We start from the raw sequence: 21809 nt of genomic DNA on the forward strand, positions 1-21809 counted from the left end.
CGCCGCACTCCGACGAGCCGGATCACCCGGAGATCCGGCGCCCCCGCACGGTGATGTCCTTGAACTCGACCACCGCGTCCTCCGTGTAGAGGCCCACCGACCCGCGCGTATACGGATTCCGGCGGTCGGTGTAGGTGACCAGCGGTTCGTCGTCGACGTGGAGGGTCATGGTGGCGCCGCGCTGCTGCACCTGGACGTGGTGCCAGGAGTGGATGTCATACGAGCCCCGGTGCGTCGCGAGGAAGCACTGCTTCTCCGGGCACGAGGGATCGACCTTGCCCAGTTCCCAGCCATGGGGCTTGAGGATCAGGTAGTAGAAGCGGGTGTGACCGGTGGCGTGCCAGACCACCCAGCCGGCCTCCCACAGGTTGGGGGTGGGCGTGCGCAGCTGCTTCGCCGTGCGCATCCGCAGCCGGTAGGTCAGATCTCCGTAAGTGGCCGTGGACAGCACCAGCGCCGCATGCGTCACGTCAGGGCGCCGGGCCGGGCGGGGCGCCAGGACGATGGTGCCGTTCCGCTCGTCGACGGTGCCGTGGCCGTTGAACACGGTCCGCCAGGGCCCGTGTTCGGTGCCCTCGGTCCACACCGTCCGCTGCGGCTCCGCGCTCGGGGACGTGCCGCAGGCGGACAGCGGCGTCGCCAGTGTCATCAGGAGCAGGACGGAATACGACGTGACCGGCCGCCGGGCGAGACCTCTCATGCGGCCGTGACCTCCAGGGCGGGAGCCGGCGCCAGGGTCCGGCCGAAGTCGCGGGCCAGCCGGGCGACGATCCGGTCGGCGGCATGGCCGTCGCCGAACGGGTTGTGGATGCCTGCCATGTGCCGGTACCGCACCGGGTCGTCCAGCAGGGAGGCCGCCGCCGTATGCACCGCGCCGGGATCGGTGCCGACGAGCTCGGCGGCGCCCGCACGGACCACCTCGGGACGTTCGGTCGTCTCCCGGAGCACCAGTACCGGCTTGTCGAAGCTCGGCGCCTCTTCCTGTACGCCGCCGGAGTCGGTGAGCACGAGTTCGCAGGCGGCCAGGGTGGCGATGAAGTCGAAGTAGTCCAGCGGCTCGGTCAGGGTGATCCGCGGATGGCCGCCCAGGGCCGGCAGGAGCACATCGCGTACGGCGGGGCTCTTGTGGAGCGGGACCAGCACCTCGACGTCCCGGCGTTCCGCCAGTTTCAGCAGCGTGGCGGCGAGCGCCCGCATCCGGGGCCCCTGGTTCTCCCGCCGGTGCAGTGTCACCAACAGGCCCCGCCGGTCGCTGACGAAGGCCGAACGGCCCTCGCCCTGGCGGCGGGCCCACAGGAGACTGTCGATGACCGTGTTGCCCGTCACCATGACCCGCTCGGCGGGCACCGCCTCGTCGGTCAGCGCCGCGGCCGCGCGCGGCGTCGGCGCGAAGTGCCACCGTGTCATCTGGGTGACCAGCCGGCGGTTCAGCTCCTCGGGGAACGGGTCGTCGATGACGCCGCTGCGCAGCCCGGCCTCCACATGGGCCACCGGAACGTGGTCGTAGAAGGCCGCGAGGGCCCCGCACAGCGTGCTGCTCGTGTCGCCTTGCACCATCACCAGATCGGGCCGTTCCTCGCGGATCACCTCGCCCAGCCGGCCGATCAGACGGGCGGTGAGCGTGGACAGTTGCTGGCGCTCGCGCATCACCGCAAGGTCGTGGCCCATGGTGAGCCGGAGCCTTGGCAGCATCTGCGCGAGCATGTCCCGGTGCTGGCCGGTGCTGACCAGCACGGGTGAGAACAGCGGCGAGTTCTCCATGGCCCGCAGGACCGGGGCCAGTTTGATGGCCTCGGGCCTGGTGCCGAGAACGACCGCCACGTGTACCGCGCGGCTCGACGTGTCGCCGGGCCCCGCGGCCAGCGCGTGCGAGAAGCCTATGGAAGACATGAGATCACCGCATGTGAGAGAGGCCGGAAGGGTGAGGGGTGGGGACCGTCATCCGACGGTCTCGGCGTCGGGCTGTGGCTGTTCGGGAAGTCGCCTGGTCTTCGTCCATGCGCTGCGGCGGAGCAGTTGCCGGCCGACCGCCAGCCAGCCGACGGGCAGCCAGTGGTAGCAGTAGAAGATGAAGAGGAACGCGTAGGCCACGCTGCGCAGGAAGCCGGTCCGCTCGTCGGCGCGGGCATACACGTAGGCGCATACGGGTGCCACGCCGAAGGAGACGAGGCACCAGATGATCAGGGCCAGTCCGTGGTTCGCGGTCAGCGCCTGCAGTGCCGTACTCGCCCCGTCGCCCGTCACCAGCGCGATCCCACCCACGTAGAAGGCCACCACGGACAGCGTCGTCAGCAGGACCAGCAGCGGCAGGGTCAGCGTGATCAGCAGGTCGGTGGCGATGGGGACGGCCAGCTGGGCCCGCAGGATCCTGGGGATTCCGGCGGCGCACTGCAGATGGCCCTGGAACCACCGGGTGCGCTGGCGCAGGAAGGGGCGAAGCCGGGTCAGGCCCTGCTGGGACACATGGGTCCGGGGCGTGAAGCGGGTGCGCCAGCCCTGGGAGACCAGCCGTACGGCGAGGTCGAGATCCTCGGTGAGACAGCGGTTCCACGGGCTGTCGCCCAGCGTCTCCAGGGCGGAGAGCCGGGTGAACTGGCCGTTGCCGCCCAGCCCGGCGCTGCCGATCCGGCTCCTGGCGCGCTGGAAGATCTCGGTGTAGGTGACGAACTCGATGTCCTGCAGCCGGGCCAGGAGACCCGAACCGGCGTTGTGGATCCGTACGGCGATCTGGACGGCACCGACGTCCGGCGGCCGGAACATCGGGGCCACCACGGACAGCGCGTCGGACCGCACCCGGCCGTCGGCGTCCACGACCACCAGCACGATGTCGTCCGCGCCGTACCCGGAGAACGCCGGTGTCCTGGCCAGCACCGTGCGGATGTGCCGGTACGCCGCGTTGAGCGCCTCGCCCTTGCCCTGGCGGGCGAGCGGCGGGACGCGCCGCAGCAGCCGGATCCGGGGATCGGTGTAGCGCTCGACGATGTCGGCGGTGGCGTCGTCCGAGCCGTCGTCGACGACAAGAGCCACCCAGTTGCGGTCCGGCAGCGCCAGCAGCCGCTCCAGGCTCGCGCCGATGACGAGTTCCTCGTCGAGACAGGGCAGTACGAAGACGAACAGCAGCCGGTCGGTGTCCGTCGCGGTGTGCTCGTCCGGCTCCGGACCGGCCTGTCCCCGGCCGAAGGCGAACATGCCCAGGGCGTAGAGCAGGAAGCAGAGCAGGACTACTGAGGCCAGAGTCATGTGGGTGGTGCCTCTCTGTGCGTGTCCCACCACCGGGCGACCACGCGCTCGGCTTCCTTGCCGTGGGCGGAGTAGTCGAGTGCCCTGGCCCGGCTGCCGAGGGTGGGGAGCTGTTCCCAGACCCACCAGTGCACACCGGCCCACCACGGCCGGCCGGTGAAGGCGCGCAGCAGCGCTTCGTAGCCGGCGGCCTGCTCGGCGGCGTCGGGCACCGGTGAGACGGTCCACGAGTAAGGAGCCGTCACCCCGCCGTGCACGCTGGTGTATCCCGCCTCGGTGAAGACGATGGGCTTGCGGACCCGGTCGGCGAACCGCGCCAGGCGCTCGCGGATCGGGTGCCACGCCCGGACCAATTGCCGGACATCGCTGTTCGGGCGGTCGCTCAGCGGCCAGTAGGCATCGATCCCGATCAGGTCGACCGCATCCCAGAAGGCGACGCCTTCGTACTCGTCGTAGTTCGCCGCGTAGAGCAGCGGGCCACGGTAGACCTCGCGGACCCGGGCGGCGACGGCCAGCCAGTGGTGGCGGTCACCGGCCGTGCCGGCGAGTTCGGTGCCGATGGCGAACGCGTCGGCACCGTAGGCCGCGATGCGTGCGTAGTGGGTGATGAAGTCCGTGTAGGCGGCGAACCAGCCTTCGGGGTCCGGGGGGCGGATGGTCGCGCGGTCGGACTCGTCATCGAGGTCGACATGCGGCTTGAGCAGCACCTTCAGGCCCTGTAGGTGGGCCAGGGAGGTCATCCGGGTGACTCCCGTGTCGGCCGCGGTCATCGAGGTCGGCCGGATGACCTGCGTGGCGGGGTTCGGCTGGTACCAGGTGGGGTTCAGCTGGATCCAGTTGGCGCCGGTGAGCGCGATCTGCCGCAGATGCTCGGACGCGTGCGGATCGTCGTATCCACCGGCCTCGTACGTGGGCAGGGCGAAGCCGCGCTGTACGGGCGCCGTAGGGGGCTGTGGGGACCGTCGTCCGAACAGGTCACCGATGAGCCGGGGCAGGGAGGTCGGCATGCCGTTCACCTCATGACGTCCTGCGGGCCGACGAACCGGTAGCCGAGGTCGCGGATGCCCTGCAGGATTTCCCGCAGCTTCCCGGGGCCCAGGGGCGGGTGGTAGAAGAAGCTGGCCACACCGTCACGGACGACCAGGGTGCGCCGGGCCGCGCCCACGATGTCCTTGGGGCCGCGTGGCGGACGGCCGTTGTGCCCGGTGGCCTCGACATTGCCCAGGCTCTCCGGGATCACCGCCGTGCCGTACACGTCCCTGACCACGTACGGATAAAACTGGTCGTCACGTTGCCGCAGGTCGGGGACACCGCCGGACAGCGAGCTGGCATAGGTCATCGTCTCGTCGTAGCGGTAGCCGAACCGCTGCCCCACCGCCTGGTAGTCGTCGGGCCCGGCCGCGTAGTGGGGGAACTCGAAGACCTGTGGCCGGGGCAGTCCCGCGGCCTTGAACTCGGCGAGGCCGCGGTCGAGACGCGCCAGGGTCCGCTCGCGCGCATGGCCGGGCACCAGGCCGTCCATGACGACGTCCTGCTTCGCGTTCTGGTGCGCGGTGACGAACTCGTAGTCGGAGCCGCTGACCCCGTCATACGGGTTGGGCTTGTGGTCGAGCTGATGGGTCACTCCGTGCATCACCATCGTGCCGCCGTGGCCGATCATGTAGCGGAGCGCCGCGACCAGCTCCGGCCGGTCCTTGAGGGCGAACGTCGTCGGCTTGCCGCCGTTCGCCGCTCCCCGGGGGTCCGCGTAGACGGGGATGACGCCGAAACTGAACGGCACCCGGGCCTGGTGGAGGCAGGTCGCGACCGCCCGGAGCTGGCCCGGGTCGGAGTTCGGGGAGATGTCCTCCAGCCGGACCAGCGCGCGGTGGCGGTTCGGGGTGCCGGGGGCCAGCACGTCGAAGAGCAGGTCGCTGAAGGCCAGATACCGGTCGGAGGCCGTGACGTAGTCGAAGGGGTTCTCGCCGATGTACCAGAGATTCCCCGCACGGACGGCCCAGGGGGAGCCGCTGCCGTCCGGGCGCTGCCCCTCGGCCAGCACCTTCGCCTTGTGCGGGTCGTCGATCCGTATGTTCCGGATCCCGGCGTCCCCGGGTTCGGTCAGGCGGGTCAGCGTGGTGCCCCGGTACGTGACGCGGGTGACGCCGTCGAGGTTGGGGCCCGTCGTGTGGAAGGCGTAACGGGACTTCCACGCCGTGGGGTTGTGGTCCGCCAGCCGCTTCAGGTTCTGGTCGGCCCACACCACGGGGACCCGCGTGGTCAGTACGTCGTCGAGGAAGGACGACGGGATGCGGGCGGACGGCGACGACCCGAAATACAGCACCGCGGAGTACTTCCGCATCTCATCGGGCCTGTACTGGGACACCGGCTTGACGGACCAGGTGCCGAAGTGCGAGGCGAGATGGGCCGCCTGTTGGGCGTTCAGCTGGTTCTCCCATTTCCCCCTGCCGCCGTCGTAGAGGACGAGGGCGCGCCGCCCGTGGTGCTGCACGGTGGGCGCGGCCTGTCCGCTCAGCGCTCCGGGCCCCTGGTGTCGCGGGGGCGTGGTCGGGCCGGAGAGGTCGGCGCCGGGCAGGCGGGACACGGCTTTCGCCGGCTGTGCGGGCGTGGTCGGAGCGCAGTTCGTCGGCTCGGCGGAGAGCCTGGGTGCCACCACGTTCGGCCACGACCACAGACCACCGGCCAGCACGGCGGCCAGGCCGAGGGCGATCAGGCTCTGCTGACTCCGGCGGAGTCTGCCGAACCACCGGCGGGCGCGGTGCCCACCGAAGGCGGCCATCAGGATTCCGAGGAACAGCGGATAGGCGATCAGCGCGATCGCGGCGAGGGCGACGAGCCGGCTCATCGGATCGGCCCTCGGAGGGGGTGATCGGTTGGCGTCATGAGGACGCTCCGCATTGCTGACGTGCTGCTGGTGTATCTATAGCGTCTAAGTTTTGGTCGTATACATACACTTTTCTCCCATTTTCCCCTATGGTCAAGACGTGGAGTGAAGCAAAATATTTACGATGTATCCGTACATTTCGCACGTCCGGGCTGGAGTGCAGACATGGCCAAGAGGGACAAGGACGCCGGGCAGCGCGGCAGGGCCAACGGGCGCCGCGCCGGGGACCGCGGCCACTACGGGCGGCTGAGCCGGGAACGCGTACTGGCCACCGCTCTGGAGCTGGTGGACCGCGAAGGTCTCTCGGCGCTGAGCATGCGCAGGGTGGGAGCCGAGCTCGGCGTGGAGGCCATGGCGCTGTACCGGTACGCACGCAGCAAGGACGCGCTTCTGGACGGCCTGGTCGAGGCCCTCTACCTGGAGTTGGAGGACGACCTGGCCGACACCGACGCCACCCGGGTCCCCGTCGCCGACGGGCCCGCATGGCGCGCCGAACTCCATCGGATCGCCCAGGCGACGTACCGGGTCGCCCTGGCCCACCCGCATGTGGTGCCGCTGCTGGCCACGCGCATGCTGGCGGTCCCCCTGGCCCGCCGCCCGCTGGCCGTCCTCAAGGACCACGAGCGCGTGCTGACCCTGCTGGAAGAGCAGGCCGGCCTCGACGAGAAGGGTGCTTCGGCGGCCTTCCGCGCCTTCAGCAGCTGGGTCCTCGGCTATATCTTCGTGGAACTGCGGGCCATGGTGGACAACCCCGAAGAGCCCGACCCGGCGTTCCGGCTGGGACTGCACCGTATGCCGGCACAGGAACTCCCCAGGCTCCGCAGGACCGCTCCGTCCCTCGCCGAACACGGCGGTGTACGGGGGCTGGCGGCCGGCCTGGACGCTCTGCTCGACGCTGAGCTGGGCAGGCCCTAGGCCGCTTTCGAGCCGGCTCGCCCCCAGACGCGGCGTCATGGCATCGCACCAGGGCCCGGCGGTCCCTCGACCGGGCGGCCGAGCAGGGCGCGGGCCCGGCGGTACAGGCGGTAGCCCTTGGTCTGCAGGGATTCGGGCAGCGGGGCGGCCGGTGCGCCCATGCCGAGGGTCCACTGGGTGAAGCGTTCCGGGGAGGTGTCGGCGCGCACCATCAGGCGGGCGATGCGCATCGGCTCGTCGGTGACGGAGCTGAACGCGTTGCGTACGGCGCATGCCGAGGTCCAGCCGGCTTCCCGTGCGGTGCGACGGACGGCCGCGCTGGAGTAGCCGTGCGGGTAGGCGAAGGCGTAGACCGGGTGGCTGAGCACGTCCTCCAGGCGCCGCTTGTTGTCGACGATCTCGTGCCACGCCTTCTCGGCGGACAGGGTGTCCAGCTGCGCATGGGTGACGGAGTGGCCGCCGATCTCGAAGCCCAGGGCGTCGAGGGTGGCGATCTGACGCCAGGACAGCATGGGCGCGGGGGGCAGCAGGCTGCCTTCGGGGCTGCCGCCGGGCGGATGGATGACGCCGGTGGTGATGTAGACCGTGGCGGGCACCTGGCGGTCGGTGAGGAGCGGGGTGACGCTCCAGTAGAAGTCGGCGAACCCGTCGTCGAAGGTGAGCACGGCCGAGCGGGTCGGCAGGGGCGGACCGCCCCGCATCGCGGCGACCAGCCGCCGCAGTGGCACCACGGTGAGTCCGGCGTCGGCGATCCGGTCGAGGTGCTCCGCGAAGACCCGCGGCGTGACCGTGTACGGAGCGATCCACTCGGGAGGGTCGGTGCTCACCGAGTGGTAGACGAAGACGGGCACGGCACTCATGATCGGCCCTTCGGGGAGTGCGCACCGGCCACCACCGGTTCGGGAGACGCACGGCGGAACTCCGCGGCCCCGGGGTCGGTGGCCCTGGCGCCGTCCCGGGCTCCTGGTTCGCGGCCCGGCAGGACACGGTGGACGAGGACGAGCGCCGAGCATCTGACGCGGCGTCGCAGCACGGTCGGGTACGGAACCCCGGCGGGCTCGGCCGGGCAGGGGAGAGCGGCGTGCGAACCCGTACGATCACGCCCTTGTGAACCCATGCGATCACGCCCGTGCGGCGCGGCGGCGATAGCCGTACAGGCTGCGGAGATGTCCGAACGCCCGGCGGAGCGGCCCTCGTAGGGCGGTGGGAAGGCGCCGGAGCGCGGCGGTCGGGAACGCGTCGAGCCCGCCGCCGCGGTGGAATGCTGGGGCCGGCGCGGCGGCGGGGGTGGGGCGGTGGCGGTGCCAGACGATGGCGTCCGGCTGGTAGACGATGACGCTGCCGGCCGCGAGCACCCGGAAGAAGGCCAGCAGCTCGTCGCCGCCCTGCGAGGGTGTGCCGGTCCAGACCGCCGGGGCGAAGCCGCCGAGTTCGCGCAGGACGTCGGTGCGGAACGCCATGTTGGCGCCGGAGCCGTACTGCCCCGCGGTGAAGGGGAACAGCGGGTCGGTGGGCGGGCGCGCCACCGACCAGCTGCGCCGGGTGAATCCCTTGCTGAAACCGCCGTGTCCTTCGTGGGCGCACTGTGCGGCGGTCTTCAGGTCCGCGGGCAGGATCAGGCCGGTGACGCAGTCGACCCGCTCGCCGTCCGTGTCCGGGTCGGCCGCGCGGTCGGCGAAAGCACGGTCCAGCGCGGCGATCCAGCCCGGGTCGACCAGGGCGTCGTCGTCGGTGAAGGCGCAGATCCGGCCGTGCGCCACGGCGAGCCCGCGGTTGTGTGCCCGGGCCAGGCCCGCCAAGGACTCCCTCACATACCTGACCCGGGCCGTATAGCGCTCGCGGACCAGTTTCTCCGCGGCGTCGTCGGAAGGGGCGCTGTCCACCACGATGATCTCGAAGGACGGATGGCCGGACCGCAGCAGGCTGTTGAGGCACCTGCGGAGCGGTTCGGGCCGGTTGTGGGTGGCAACGATGACACTGACCGCCGGCGGGTCGCCCGGTTCCGCGGCCCGGACGGTGCGTCCGGGGTGCGGGCGTGCGTCCCGTTCGGCGGCAGACGTGTTCAGCTGGCGGTGTGCGGCGTCGGCCAGCGTCCGGTACAGCCCCGCGGTGTCCCCGAGGGCACCGTGAGCGCTGACCAGTCCGAGCGGGTGTCCATGCAGCCGCACCAACGCCAACACGCGTCCGTCCGGTGCGTCGGCCGGGGCGCCGCCTGGTGAACGCAGCACACCAGGCACCTCCAGGTCCAGCTCGACGACGCGGGCGGGGGTGTAGAGCGAGTCGCGGGCGGCAAGGCGGGGGCAGGCCGCTGCGGTCCGCCGGCCGAGGCCGTTCATTGCTTCCCCACACCCACGGGTGTCGAGCGCCGGGCACACGGGCGTTCGGCGATCAGGGTCCGCGGCACTCGGCGGCCGTCGGAGACCGCGTGCAGATGCGAGCGCCCGCCGCGACGGGGAAGGGTGAGGCTGCGCCGGAAGACCCAGGCGATGTTGCGGGCCTTGTGGTGCACCGGGAGCACCGAACTGACGATGTGTCGGATCGGCCGCTCGCACGCGTGGCGCAGCGGTGGCGTGCAGGTGAGGCGGTCACTCGTCCGGCACAGGGGGCGGCCGCCGTCCACGGTGCGCGGTGTCGTTGCTGAGGGCAGGACGGAACACATGGGGGACTGCCTAACTGCCTGGCGCTGACGTGCCTGGCGAGAGGCAACGGGCGTGCCCACGGGTCATCGACACCGGGCAGACCCGATGTGGTCAGAAGGCGCTGCGCCTTCGGACGAGTGGAGAAACGAGCCACGGGGGGCGGGGTGAAATGTGCACCCGGATCGCTCGGCCCCGGACGCTGAGGCGTCAGGTCGTTCTCGGACGCGGGAAGCGTCGACCACCACAACTGGCAAATGTGCTGTCCGTACGGGAATGCGGAAACGGGGTCCGCACGGGGTACGGTGCCAGGTCTTCATGGTGGATACGGAGCCCGGCCGCAGTCAAGAGATTTGCCCGGTTTGGTTGAATTTGTGATTTATCGTCCTGAAGTCTGCTGGAGCCCCTGACGCGAGCCCCGGACGCGTCTCACATCTTTCCCGGCCTCACCGCGCCGCCGCCGAGTTCGCGGCCTCCGCGATCCTGCGGGTGATGTCACCGGGCCGTGCCGGACGGCCGTAGTACCAGCCCTGCGCCCAGTCGCAGCCCAGCTCCCGCAGCCGTGCCGCGTCCGCCTCCGTCTCCACGCCCTCGGCCGTCACCGTCAGCCCCAGTGAATGCGCCAGCGACACCAGACCACCGATGATGCGCTGGCCCAGGGGATCGCCCTCCTCGGCCGGCGCCGTCCGCAGATCCTCGACGAAGGACCCGGCGATCTTCAGCCCGGACACCGGAAGATGCCGCAGATACGCCAGGTTCGACCAGCCGGTACCGAAGTCGTCCACGGTCAGCGAGACACCCATGTCGACCAGCGCGCGCAGGGCCGGCAGCGCCGGATCGCGCGGGCCCAGCATCGCGCTCTCCGTGATCTCCAGCTGGAGGCGCCCCGGTTCGAGGCCGCTGGTCCGCAGAATCCGGTCGATGTCGGCCAGCAGCCCGGCGTTGCGCGCCTGGCGCACCGCCAGATTGACGTTGATCCGCGGCGCCGCGGAACCGAACCTGGCCGCCCACCGCGCCGTCTGCTCACATGCCTGCAACAGCACCCAGCGCCCCAGCGGAATGATCAGCCCACTGTCCTCGGCGCTGGTGATGAACTCGTCCGGTCCCAGCACCCCCAACTCCGGGTGGCGCCAGCGCACCAGCGCCTCGACCGCCACCATCGCCCCGTCGGACAGTGAACACAGCGGCTGGTACTCGATGAAGAACTCACCGCGGTCCAGCGCCATCGGAATCCGTACCGACATCGCGTACTTGCTGGCCGCCACCGCGTTGCGCTCCGGGTCGAAGAGCGTCCACCGGCCGCGGCCCTCCTTCTTCGCCCGGTACATCGTCAGGTCGGCGCTGCGCATCGCGGCCCCGGGAGTCGTCGCGGAGATCTGCTGCTCCACCACGCCGATGCTCGCCCGGATACCCAGCTGCTGATCCCCGATCAGGAACGGCGGGGCCAGCGCCCCCAGCACCGTCTGGGCCACCGCGATCCCCTCCTGCGGACCCCGGCAGTGCTCCAGCAGCACGATGAACTCGTCACCGCCCAGCCGCGCCACCAGGTGACCCATCGGCGCGAGGCAGGACTGCAACCGGTCCGAGACCAACGCCAACAGCTGGTCGCCCGCCTCGTGCCCGAGACTGTCGTTGATGCCCTTGAAACCGTCCAGGTCCACCGAGCACAGACCGAAGCGGGCGGCCGGCTCGGTGCTCTCCTCGAAGAGCCCCTCCAGCCGCTCGAAGAACGCCGTACGGTTCGGGAGTCCGGTCAGCGGATCGTGGGTGGCCTGATAGCGCAGCCGCTCCTGCATCCGGTGCGGGTCGGTGATGTCCTCCAGCATCGCCACCTGGTAGCGCGGCACGCCCTCCTCGTCGCGGATCAGCGACACCGTCAGATGCGTCCAGATCACCTCGCCGTCGCGCCGGTAGTACGGCTTGTCGCACTGGAAGTGCTCCCGCTTGCCGGTGATCAGCTCGCGGTACGCGTCCCAGACGCCGGGCGCGTCCTCGGGATGCACCAGCATGTCGACGCTCAGATTGCGGATCTCCGAGGCGGGCGCGCCGAACATCCCCTCCAGTGCGCCGTTCACCGCGAGGATGTTCCCGTCGAGGTCGCCGATCCCGATCCCGATCGCGGCCGTCTCGAACACCGCCTGGAACCTGGCCTCCGAAGCGAAGAGCGCCTTCTCCGCGCCCTTGCGCGCCATGTCGACGGCGAGCCGCATCGACTCCTGCTCCCGCAACGTGCGTTCGCGCAGCGCCGCCGACCAGCCCGCGGCGAACGCGCCGGTCAGCGCCGGCCCCCGGTCGTCCGCCGCCGGCCAGCTCTGTAGCAGCGCCACCGCCCGCGCCAGCACGCCGGAATCCGTGAAGTGCGCTTCCACCAGCAACGATCCGGCCTGCTCGGCCGACGCGACGTCGAACGGGTCGTCGTCGTGGGCGCGCCGCAGCAGTTCCGCGGTGGTGGACACCAACGCGCCCAGCACGGCCGGACTCAACATTGCCCCGTGTTCCGCATGCAACAGACGCGACCAAGCGTCGCGGAAGCGGGCCGAAGGAGCGTCGAGCGTCCCGGCCGCCGGAGTGTTCACAACCGGCGCCCCACTCCCGCCAGGCCGCACATCAACTCCGGATGCGGTCCCACCGAATCCGGCAGGTCAGGATGCCATTCCGGCATGTAGACCACGCCCGGCTCGACGGGTTCGAAGCCGTCGAAGAGTGCCACGATCTGGTCCCTGGTGCGCATGGTGATCGGCGTCGGCGTGCGCTTGTACAGCTCCTCGTGCTCCTCGACCACCTCGGGCCGTCCCTCCCGCGACGCATGGGAGACCACCAGCGCACTGCCCGACGGCACCGCGTCGTGCAGGACCCGCACGATCCGCCCCGGATCCTCCTCGTCCTTGACGAAGTGGAGGACGGCCACCAGCAGCACCCCCACCGGCTCCCCGGGCCGCAGCAACTCGGCGACCGCGGGATGCGCCAGCAGGGCTTCGGGATCGCGCATGTCCTCCTGGACCACCCGGCACAGCGGATCGCCCTCCAGGATCAGCCGGCTGTGCTGCACGGCCACCGGGTCGAGGTCGACATAGACGACCCTGGTATCGGGCCGGATCTCGCGGGCGACCTCGTGGACCGCGCCGAACGTCGGGATCCCGGAGCCGATGTCCAGGAATCGGGTGATGCCCTCCCCGGCGAGGAACTGCACCGCCCGCCGCAGGAACGCACGGTTGGCGCGCATGATCAGCGGAAGGTCCGGCCACATGGAGATCGCCTTGCGGGCCATCTCCCGGTCCACCGCGAAGTTGTGCGAACCACCCAGATAACAGTCGTAAACCCGGGCGACGTTCGGGGTGTCCTGATCCGTGCCCTCGGGAACCCAATGCTGTCGCGCCATACAGCACCTCTTCGCGCCAGGAGACCAGCCAAGAGGACCCAACCCCCGCAGAAAAAGCCTCCTACGATCCCACAACCCACGCAAGCGGACCAGCCGAAACCGGGCGGGGCACACGCCGGACGAGCGGCTCGCGAAGACCTGCCGGGCCCCCGAGAATGGAATCCAGCGAGGGAGCCGCCATGCCCGGAAGAATCGAGGACTACGCCCTGCTCGGCGATCTGCAGACCGCCGCGCTGGTCGGCAGGGACGGCTCGGTCGACTGGCTCTGCCTGCCCCGCTTCGACTCGCCCACCTGCTTCGCCGCCCTCCTCGGCGACGAACGCCAGGGCCACTGGCGGATCGCCCCCACCGGCGCCCGGCAGTGCACCGGCCGCGCATACCGCGGCGACACCCTCGTCCTGGAAACACACTGGGAGACCGCCACCGGCACCGTACGGGTCGTCGACTTCATGCCGCAGCGCGACCACGCACCCCGCCTCGTACGCCTCGTCGAAGGCCTCAGCGGCAGCGTCGAGATGCGCGGTGACCTGCGGCTGCGCTTCAACTACGGCCGCACGGCGCCCTGGGTGCGGCGCACCGACCGGCACCGGATCGCCGTCGCGGGCCCCGACTCCGCGTGGCTGCGCGTCCCGCCGGGCGTGCACACCTTCGGGCACGACGGCAGCACCCGCTCCGAATTCACCGTCACGGCCGGTGACCGGCTGCCCTTCGTCCTGACCTGGCAGCCCTCCCACCTGGCCACCAGCCACCGCGTCGACCCGGAACACGCCCTCCGGGAAACCACCGAGGAATGGCGGAAGTGGACGGCCGGCTGCCGCTACCAGGGCGAATGGCGGGACGCCGTGGTCCGCTCGCTGATCACCCTCAAAGCCCTCGCCTACCAGCCCACCGGCGGCATCGTCGCCGCCGCCACCGCATCCCTGCCGGAACGCATCGGCGGCGTACGCAACTGGGACTACCGCTTCTGCTGGCTGCGCGACTCCAGCATGACCCTCTCCGCACTGCTGCGCGGCGGCTTCCGGGAGGAGGCGGCGGCCTGGCGGCACTGGCTGGTGCGGGCCATCGCCGGCGACCCCGGGGACCTCCAGACCGTGTACGGCGTCGGCGGCGAGCGCCGGCTCCCGGAGACCGCGGCGGACTGGCTGCCCGGTTACGAGGACTCCGTCCCGGTCCGCTTCGGCAACGCCGCCGTCGAGCAGCTCCAGCTCGACATCTACGGCGAGGTCGTCGACACCCTCTACCTCGCCCTGGTCGCCGGCATCCCGATGGAGCGTCATGTCTGGACGCTGCTGCGGAAGTTGATGGCCTTCCTGGGCGAACACTGGCAGGAGCCCGACGAAGGACTCTGGGAGGGCCGGGCCGGCCGCAAGCACTGGGTGCACTCCAAAGTCATGTCCTGGGTCGCCGCGGACCGTGCCGTACGGATGGCGGAGGCGACCGGCCTCCCGGCACCCGTCGACCGCTGGCGGGAGCTGCGCGACACCATCCACGCCGATGTCTGCGCGCACGGCTACGACCCGGAGCGGGGCGTGTTCGTCCAGCACTACGGGGGCCGGGAACTGGACGCGGCCACCCTGTTCATCGCCAAGACCGGATTCCTGCCGCCCGAGGACCCCCGGGTGACCCGCACCGTGGACGCGGTGCGCGCCGGGCTGGACCACGACGGCTTCGTCCGCCGCTACGCCAGCGACACCGGCACCGACGGCCTGCCCGGCACCGAAGGCGCCTTCCTGGCCTGCTCGTTCTGGCTCGCCGACGCACTCGCCGCGACCGGCCGCAAGGACGCGGCCCGCGAACTGTTCGGACGTGCGCTGTCGTCCGCCAACGACGTGGGCCTGCTGTCGGAGGAGTGGGACCCCGCGCAGCGACGCCAACTGGGCAACACCCCGCAGGCCTTCACCCATGTCGCGCTGGTCAACACGGCGTTCCTGCTCACCGAGGACGCCGACCCGGCCAGGCCGGCGCAGGCCACGGACAGCACCTGATCACCTCGGACAGCACTGATCACCGGACAGCGCCTGGCCGGTGATCAGGGCAGAACGTTCAGGGCAGATACCGCTCCAGGGCGGCGACCCCTTTCTCGTCGATCAGACGCTTGGCCCATTTGAGGTTGTCGGGGGTGGGCTCGCGTCCGGACGCCTTGACCAGGTCCTCCGGGTCGAAAGGCCGCTCGGCGCCGGTGTACAGCTCCGTCGGCCGCTTTCGTTCGTCTGAACTCTCCGTGCTGTTGGTCGTCACAGATCCTCCTCTTTCCGCGCCCGCCGAGTCCCCTGGGGCGGTCGCTTGGTTCCATCATGGGGCTGGCTCCGAACACCCGCACGACGTGCGCCGCTCACCCCACAGGGCGTGGCGCCCCCGGATACCGCGTAGGGAACGCCTGCTCGGTCCAGATGGTCTTGCCGTACGGCGTGTAGCGCGTCCCCCAGCGCTGGACCAGCTGCGCGACGATGAACAGCCCGCGCCCGCCCTCGTCGTCGCTCGCGCTGTGCCGCAGATGGGGCGAGGTGTGGCCGGTGTCCGAGACCTCGGTCAGCAGCGTCTGGTCGCGCAGCAGACGCAGATGCAGCGGCCCGGAGGCATGCCGCACCGCATTGGTGACCAGCTCGCTGACCGCGAGTTCCGTCGCGTACGACAGCTCTTCCAGGCCCCAGTCGTGCAGCTGCCCGGTGGCCAGCTCCCGCGCCTTGCCCACCGCCGCCGGCTCCGCCGGCAGCTCCCAGGCCGCCACCTGCCGGGTGTCCAGCTCGCGGGTGCGCACCAGCAGCAACGCCGAGTCGTCGGGGGCCGTCCCGTCGGGCAGCAGCGCCTCCAGCGCGTGGTCGCACAGCTCCTCCAGCGGCCTGTGGTGGTCGACCAGCACCCGGCCCAGGGTGGCCAGGCCGACATCGATATCGCGGTCACGGGCCTGCACAAGGCCGTCGGTGAACAGCGCCAGCAGGCTGCCCACCGGCAGTTCGATCTCCAGGGACTCGAAGGGCAGCCCGCCCAGCCCCAGCGGCGGGCCGGGCGGCAGGTCCGGGAACGTCAGCCCGCCCTCCGGGTCGACGACGGCCGGCGGCAGATGCCCGGCCCTGGCCATGGTGCAGCGCCGCGAGACCGGGTCGTAGACGGCGTAGAGGCAGGTCACGCCGGTCGCCACGTCATCGGGTTCGCCGTCCGTGCCGAGCGTGGTCGCCTGCTCCTGCGCCGACTGCCCCACCAGGTCGTCCAGCCGGCTCAACAGCTCGTCGGGGGCGAGATCCAGCACGGCCAGCGCGCGTACCGTCGTGCGCAGCCGCCCCATGGTGGCCGCCGCCTGCAGCCCGTGGCCGACCACATCCCCGACGACCAGACCGACCCGGGTCCCGGACAGCCCGATGACGTCGAACCAGTCGCCGCCGACCCCGGCCCGGTTGTCGCTGGGCAGATAGCGGTAGGCCAGGTCGACCGCGGACTGGGTGGGCAGATGCTGCGGCAGCAGATTGCGCTGGAGGGTGAGCGCGGCGGCGTGCTCGCGGGCGAAGCGGCGCGCGTTGTCCAGGCACACCGCGGTACGGGTGACCAGCTCGTCGGCGAGGTCGATCTCACCGCTGTCGAAGACGGACGGATGCCCGCCGCGCACGAAGGTGACCAGCCCCAGCAGCGTCCGCCCGGCCCGCATCGGCACCACCATCGTGCTCTCCGAGCGCACCCGGCCGCCCGAGGAGAGACTGCGGTACTGGAGCGAGCCGGGCGGGTACTCGACGCGGTACGGGTCGGGCGGCGGCCCCCCGGCGGACATGTGCGCGGAGGCGGACGCCACGCGCAGCAGCACCGGCACCGCCCCCGGGAGGTCCTCCGGCTCCTCGCCCTCCAGCACCGCCTGCACCAGGTCGACGGTGACCGCGGCCGCGAAGTCCGGCACCGCCACCTCGGTGATCTCCTGGGCGGTGATCGTCATGTCGAGCGTGGTGCCGATCCGGCCACCCGCCTCCACCAGCAGGTTCAGCCGCCGCTGGGCCCGGTAGCGGTCCGTGATGTCGAAGGCGTCCTCACACACCCCCAGCACCCGGCCGTCCGCGTCCTGCAACCGGTAGTAGGAGCAGGACCAGACGCGTTCGGTGCCCGGGTCGGTCGGCAGATAGCCGACGAAGTGCAGATCGAGGATCGATTCGCCGGTCGCCAGGACGCGTCCCATCACCTCGCGGAGCGTGGTCGGATGCCCCTCCGTGACGAATTTGCCGGTCGGATACAGGTCCTCGGCCTGCTTGCCCATAAACGCCCGCAGCGGCAGCCCCACCTCCCGCCCGTACGTGGCGTTGAACCAGGTCAGCCGCATGTCGGGGTCATAGATGGCGAGGCCCAGCGGCGACTGGGTGGCCAGCCCGTGCAGCATCGACTGCCGGGACTCCCACACCCGCAGACCGTCCAGCTCGGCCGCCACCAGCACCCGCGCGGGCTCCGTGCCCGCCTCGGCGCCGGGGGCGGCCAGCGGGCAGGTCGTCGTCGCCACCCGCAGCAGCCGCCCGTCCCGGTGCCGCGCCGTACGGACCTCACTGCCGCTCAGCGGGGCCGCGGGCGGCTGTTCGGCCGACACCGGGCCCGGCGGCAGGATCGACGCGACGGGCCGCCCGACGATGTCGCCCGAGGAGTAGCCGAGCAGCCGCTCGGCGGCCGGGCTCCAGCCGATGACCCGGTCATGGGCGTCCAGCACCGCGGTGGCCGCCCTGGTGACGTCGAGGGGACCACGGAAGTCGGCGCTCTCGGCCGCGTTCCATGCGTTCATGGCCTCAGTCCAGCCCGGTTCAGTATCTACAGCATCGAGCCGGATCAAGACGGGCACAACCGCGCTGCCGGTGACCGGACCGCGCCGCCCTTGTGCAGCCCCGAGGCGTCGCTGGCAGAGTGGAAAGGGGCGGTGACCACAGGAGGCGGATGCCATGCCGGCCGAAGGCCCCACCCGTCCCATGCGCGGTGCCCCGTGCTGGGTCAGCCTGCTGGCCCGCGACCTCAAGGCCGCGCAGGACTTCTACGCCACGGTCCTCGGCTGGACCTTCCGGCCCACGACCCTGGGCGAGGAGTTCTCCCTGGCACTGGCCGACGGCGATCCGGTCGCGGGCATCGGCGCGCTCGCCCCCAGCATCCAGGTCGCGGTGGCCTGGACCGCGTACTTCTCCGTCGAGGACGCGGACGACACCGCCGCCCGTATCCGCGAGCGGGGTGCCACGGTCGCCGTCGGACCGCTCCGGATCGGCCCCGGGCGGGCAGCCCTCGCCGCCGACCGCGACGGCGCGACCTTCGGCTTCTGGGAGGGCGAGACCCTGCCCTGGTCGGTCGGCCACGGCAAGGCGCCGGCCTGCCTGGAGCTGCGCACCCGCGACGCGTTCGCCGCCGCCATCTTCTACGCCGAGGTCTTCGACTGGGCCAAGCCGGGCGGCTGCGAGGTGACCTACGAAGACGAACAGGTCCTCGTCCGCGACGGTACGCACACCGTCGCGGCGCTGCGCGGCGGCGCCGTCGAGGCCGCCCCCGACCCGCGCGTCCGCCCCCAGTGGCACGTCCACTTCCCGGTCCGCGACCTCGAGAAGGTGACCACGGCCGCGCGGTCCGCCGGCGGCAGCGTCCTGCCCGTGGATCCCGCGGTCGACGAGGACGCCGGGCGACGGGCCGTCATCCGCGACCCGGACGGCGGCATCTTCAGCGTCACCGCGATCCCCTCCTGACCCCGCTGCGGCCGCCGCCCGCCCCGGGTGCGCCTCAACTCGCCCTGAACGAAGGCCTGTTGGGCCTCCCGTCGGCCGGAGTCCGTCACCGCCCCTTCTCCGGCTCCAGACGCGGACACCACGACGACTGCTGCCGCCCGCCGACCCGGCCGCAGAACCCGGCCTGCGTGGGCCGCCCCATGCCATCGATGTGCTGCACCGACAGCAGCTTGTCCAACGGCACCTGGCGGTCCACATCGCCGCCGAAACTGATGATCCCGCTCTCCCCGTCGAGCGCCTCGTCCCCGTGCACACCACTGATCGCATGCCATACCGCGGGCGGCGTCAGCGGCATCTCCGCGGCCTCCTCACGCAGCTGCTTGACCGCGTTGACGTACAGCTTGACGGCGTCGAAGCCGAGCGCCGCATGGCCGTCGAGCGACGAACTCGCGACCTTCGCGCACTCCTCGGGGAACAGCTTGCTCAGCTCCGCGTACAGCTCGCTGGTGCCGTCGCAGCGCGCCGAACCCAACGTGAAGTCCAGGAAGTCGTACGGGATTCCGGGGTAGTGCTCCCGGCGGTCCGCGTCGGCGGCCAGCCGCGCCACGTCGTCCCCGCCGATGAGCGTCGGCGGATCCGAGTTGCAGGACTCGTTGATCCCGCCGAGCAGCGACTCGAAGTCCTCCGACCGCCCGGCGAAGAACACCACCCCCGGGTACGAACAGGTCCGCTGGCCGACGGTCCCGGGGCCCGGCGCGTCCGAGGAGGGCTCGGCGCCCGGCGCCGGGGGAGGGGCGAACGACGTCCGCTCCACCGCGAACCCCTTCGCACGGAACCGCTGCGCGACGTCGTCGCTGAGCGTCCTGCTGTAGGTGTCGGTCGGATCCGCGGAACCGATGACCCGGACCTGCCGCGCCACCTTCTCCTTTCCGCCGCCCACGACGTGGTCCGCGTAGGCCGCGGCGACCGCCGCCTCCCGGGTGTTCTGCGGCGACACCTGGAAGTACATCGGGGACTGCCGGACCAGGGTGTCCGCGGACAGCGTCGTCGCCACCATCGGCAGCCCCGCCGCGGTCAGCTTCCGTATCGTCCGGTTGGTCGCCTCCCGGCTCTGGTCGAGACCGGTGACCCCCACGATGGACGGATCCTGCCGGATGAGCCCCTCCAGGATCTCCTCCACCACCCGCGTACCGAACCGCATCCCCGACCCGGCGTTGGCCGGGAAGATCCGCAGAATCGGCTCGTTGGCACCGGTGCTCCGCAGCTGCCGGGACTGCGCACTCGCCGCGCCCTGCAACGACTCGCGGCCGTACGCCAGCTGCCCGCCCGGCTTCCCCGAGCTGCTCAACAGCGCCGACAGATGGACGAGGGTGACCAGCGGGCGACCCGGCGCCTCCCGGTGCGCGGCCTCGGCGCGCCGGTTCTGGGCGTAGACGGTCCCCAGCGTCTTGTTCATCTCAGGATCGGGGGAGTGGAAGGTGAACCCGTGCCGCGCCACCCCGATGCACTCACCGGTCTCCGCGGTACGCAGCGTCTCCGCGTCCTCGTCGAACCGGTTCAGACCGCAGTGCGCCCGCCGGTAGTCGCTCTCCCTGCTCCACAGCAGCCCGCCCGACCCCAGCAGCGCCACCGTGAGGCAGCACGCCGCCAGGACGGACATCGACCGGCGCGCCCAGCGGGGAGGTTCGGGAATCCGCAGCCGGGCGTCCTGGGCGACCTCCAGCCGCCGGGTCAGCTCGTACTGCTCCTCGGACGGCGGCATCAACGGCGGCACCGACACCGGCAGATACCAGGGCGCGCGGTTACGGGCCCGGCCCTGGTGGAGAAATGTGTCCCGCCAGCCGCCGTAGAGCCGGTCGTCGAGTTCCCACAGCGAACTGTGGCCCCAGTCGGCACGGACCTGGGTGCCCTCGGCGGGCGGCTCCGCACTGCAGCCGATGACCAGCAGCGGGTCGAAGGCCCCGGTCTCGTTCCGCACGTCGATGATCGCCTGGAGCAGCTGATAGCCGCAGTTGTCCGCTGCCACACCGTCCAGCAGCGCCACGCAGTACGCGGTGCGCCGGGCCGTACCCGGCCGCCAGATCCGCCGGCGGAACGCCACCCGCAGATCCTCCAGGAAGGCGTTGACCATCAACTTGCGTAACTGCTCCGGGTCTTCGACCTGGTTGTGCGGGACGGTCAGCCGCTCGGCGAAACCGACGAAGGTGCCCGGGTCGCGCGGTGCGAGATACGGCTGGTTCAGCAGCCACCGGTACTCGCGGCCCAGGCCACGGCGGATCCGGAACCAGGCGAGCGGAAAGACATGCACCGCGAACAACCACACCCACCACGGCACATTGCCGTCCACCGCGAGCTCGGTCTCCGGCGACCGCAGCAGTCCGAACAGCCGCCGGCGCCGGAACTCCCGCTCACGCAGCCCCTGCAACAGCGAATGGTCATTGCCCTCCAATCCGCCCGCGCCGCCGGGGCCACCTCCGGCGCTCGACTGCGTCAGCCAGTTGACCAGCCCGAACCTGCGGAAGCGCACCCGCCCGTCGCTGCCGTTGACGCTCAGCGCGAAGCCCTGCGCCAGCCGCTCCAGAGTGCGGCGCACCGCCTCCACGGAGTCCGGGGCGGGGGGCGGCGATCCGGTGGACCCGTCCTGGAGATCGTGCAGACAGTGCGGCACCCGGCGGGGATCGGCATGACTGAGGAAATAGCTGATGCCCTTGGCGAGTTGGGCATGGTCGTCCCCGCCGACCAGGCAGACCACCGGCAGGCCCTCACGCCCTTGGGCCACATCGCGGTGCCGCACCGGCTCCGGGCACTCCCGGCGGCGTGGTCTGCGCACCAGATCGGCGATCAGACGCAGCAGATGACCGGCTCCACGGAAGACGGGGATAGGGGAATCGGGTGCGTTCGACGCCATGGTTTCCCTGAGGGAGGGTCGGAGTAGGGCCGGTATTCTGACACCGCTCCGCGGGCGGTCGCTATGGTTCCGCCGCACTCAGGGGCCCCGTACTTCTCAATGGCCCAAAAGCGCGCAAAGGCCCCGGCTTCACTGGTGGTTGAGGCAGCCGGGGCCGATGACGCGCGGTCAGTTCCGCACAGTTCCG

General features: G+C 71.3%; 15 protein-coding genes. 3 read left to right on the top strand and 12 right to left on the bottom strand.

Annotated features, from left to right (window positions below; genetic code table 11):
• Window positions 1-22: 22 nt before the first annotated feature.
• From FCH28_RS01845 to FCH28_RS01865, 5 genes are read right to left on the bottom strand one after another with little or no spacing between them, the layout of a single operon-like run.
• Window positions 23-700 (bottom strand): 3-keto-alpha-glucoside-1,2-lyase-like domain-containing protein, encoded by a 678-nt coding sequence (locus tag FCH28_RS01845; RefSeq protein ID WP_136737875.1) that lies wholly within the window; start codon window positions 698-700, stop codon window positions 23-25.
• Entirely contained in the window at window positions 697-1890 is a 1194-nt protein-coding gene (wecB, locus tag FCH28_RS01850) for a non-hydrolyzing UDP-N-acetylglucosamine 2-epimerase (protein WP_136737876.1), read from the bottom strand. Before wecB ends, FCH28_RS01845 begins: the two co-directional genes overlap by 4 nt.
• 48 nt (window positions 1891-1938) lie before the next feature.
• Entirely contained in the window at window positions 1939-3240 is a 1302-nt protein-coding gene (locus FCH28_RS01855; RefSeq protein WP_136737877.1) for a glycosyltransferase, read from the bottom strand.
• Entirely contained in the window at window positions 3237-4247 is a 1011-nt protein-coding gene (locus FCH28_RS01860; protein ID WP_246102263.1) for a glycoside hydrolase family 113, read from the bottom strand. Before FCH28_RS01860 ends, FCH28_RS01855 begins: the two co-directional genes overlap by 4 nt.
• Window positions 4248-4252: 5 nt before the next feature.
• Window positions 4253-6085 carry a DUF2334 domain-containing protein gene (locus tag FCH28_RS01865; protein ID WP_222852373.1) on the bottom strand — a complete coding sequence of 611 codons (1833 nt, stop codon included), beginning with the start codon at window positions 6083-6085 and terminating at the stop codon, window positions 4253-4255.
• A 204-nt stretch (window positions 6086-6289) separates the two neighbouring features.
• Here FCH28_RS01865 and FCH28_RS01870 point away from each other — a divergent pair, with 204 nt between their 5' ends.
• Window positions 6290-7039 carry a TetR/AcrR family transcriptional regulator gene (locus tag FCH28_RS01870; RefSeq protein ID WP_136737878.1) on the top strand — a complete coding sequence of 250 codons (750 nt, stop codon included), beginning with the start codon at window positions 6290-6292 and terminating at the stop codon, window positions 7037-7039.
• A 35-nt stretch (window positions 7040-7074) separates the two neighbouring features.
• Here the strand turns inward: FCH28_RS01870 and FCH28_RS01875 are convergent, their stop codons facing one another.
• The 4 genes from FCH28_RS01875 to FCH28_RS01895 form a co-directional block, all read right to left on the bottom strand.
• Window positions 7075-7899: a polysaccharide deacetylase family protein gene (locus FCH28_RS01875; protein WP_136737879.1), complete on the bottom strand. Its 825-nt coding sequence runs from the start codon at window positions 7897-7899 to the stop codon at window positions 7075-7077.
• 261 nt (window positions 7900-8160) lie between these two features.
• Entirely contained in the window at window positions 8161-9375 is a 1215-nt protein-coding gene (locus tag FCH28_RS01880; protein WP_136737880.1) for a glycosyltransferase family 2 protein, read from the bottom strand.
• Window positions 9376-10121: 746 nt separating this feature from the next.
• A complete protein-coding gene (locus FCH28_RS01890) occupies window positions 10122-12161 on the bottom strand; it encodes a putative bifunctional diguanylate cyclase/phosphodiesterase (protein ID WP_246102265.1) in 2040 nt (679 codons plus the stop codon).
• 86 nt (window positions 12162-12247) lie between these two features.
• Window positions 12248-13054, bottom strand: coding sequence for an SAM-dependent methyltransferase (locus tag FCH28_RS01895; RefSeq protein ID WP_136737883.1), 807 nt, complete (start codon window positions 13052-13054; stop codon window positions 12248-12250).
• Window positions 13055-13233: 179 nt separating this feature from the next.
• Between FCH28_RS01895 and FCH28_RS01900 the strand changes: the two genes are divergently transcribed.
• Window positions 13234-15039 (top strand): glycoside hydrolase family 15 protein, encoded by a 1806-nt coding sequence (locus FCH28_RS01900; RefSeq protein WP_136737884.1) that lies wholly within the window; start codon window positions 13234-13236, stop codon window positions 15037-15039.
• Window positions 15040-15097: 58 nt separating this feature from the next.
• Here the strand turns inward: FCH28_RS01900 and FCH28_RS01905 are convergent, their stop codons facing one another.
• Entirely contained in the window at window positions 15098-15292 is a 195-nt protein-coding gene (locus tag FCH28_RS01905; RefSeq protein WP_136737885.1) for a hypothetical protein, read from the bottom strand.
• A gap of 94 nt (window positions 15293-15386) precedes the next feature.
• Window positions 15387-17798, bottom strand: a complete 2412-nt coding sequence (locus FCH28_RS01910) for a SpoIIE family protein phosphatase (RefSeq protein ID WP_136737886.1) — start codon at window positions 17796-17798, stop codon at window positions 15387-15389.
• A 154-nt stretch (window positions 17799-17952) separates the two neighbouring features.
• Here FCH28_RS01910 and FCH28_RS01915 point away from each other — a divergent pair, with 154 nt between their 5' ends.
• The gene (locus tag FCH28_RS01915; RefSeq protein WP_136737887.1) at window positions 17953-18735 is read left to right on the top strand and encodes a VOC family protein; all 783 of its coding nucleotides are present in this window, start codon (window positions 17953-17955) and stop codon (window positions 18733-18735) included.
• A gap of 85 nt (window positions 18736-18820) precedes the next feature.
• On the opposite strand, the gene FCH28_RS01920 is transcribed toward FCH28_RS01915, so the two are convergent.
• Window positions 18821-21622 carry an ABC transporter substrate-binding protein gene (locus FCH28_RS01920; RefSeq protein ID WP_136737888.1) on the bottom strand — a complete coding sequence of 934 codons (2802 nt, stop codon included), beginning with the start codon at window positions 21620-21622 and terminating at the stop codon, window positions 18821-18823.
• Window positions 21623-21809 lie beyond the last annotated feature (187 nt).

Origin of the sequence: Streptomyces piniterrae, assembly GCF_005048155.1 — a bacterium.
Taxonomy (GTDB): Bacteria; Actinomycetota; Actinomycetes; order Streptomycetales; family Streptomycetaceae; genus Streptomyces; species Streptomyces piniterrae.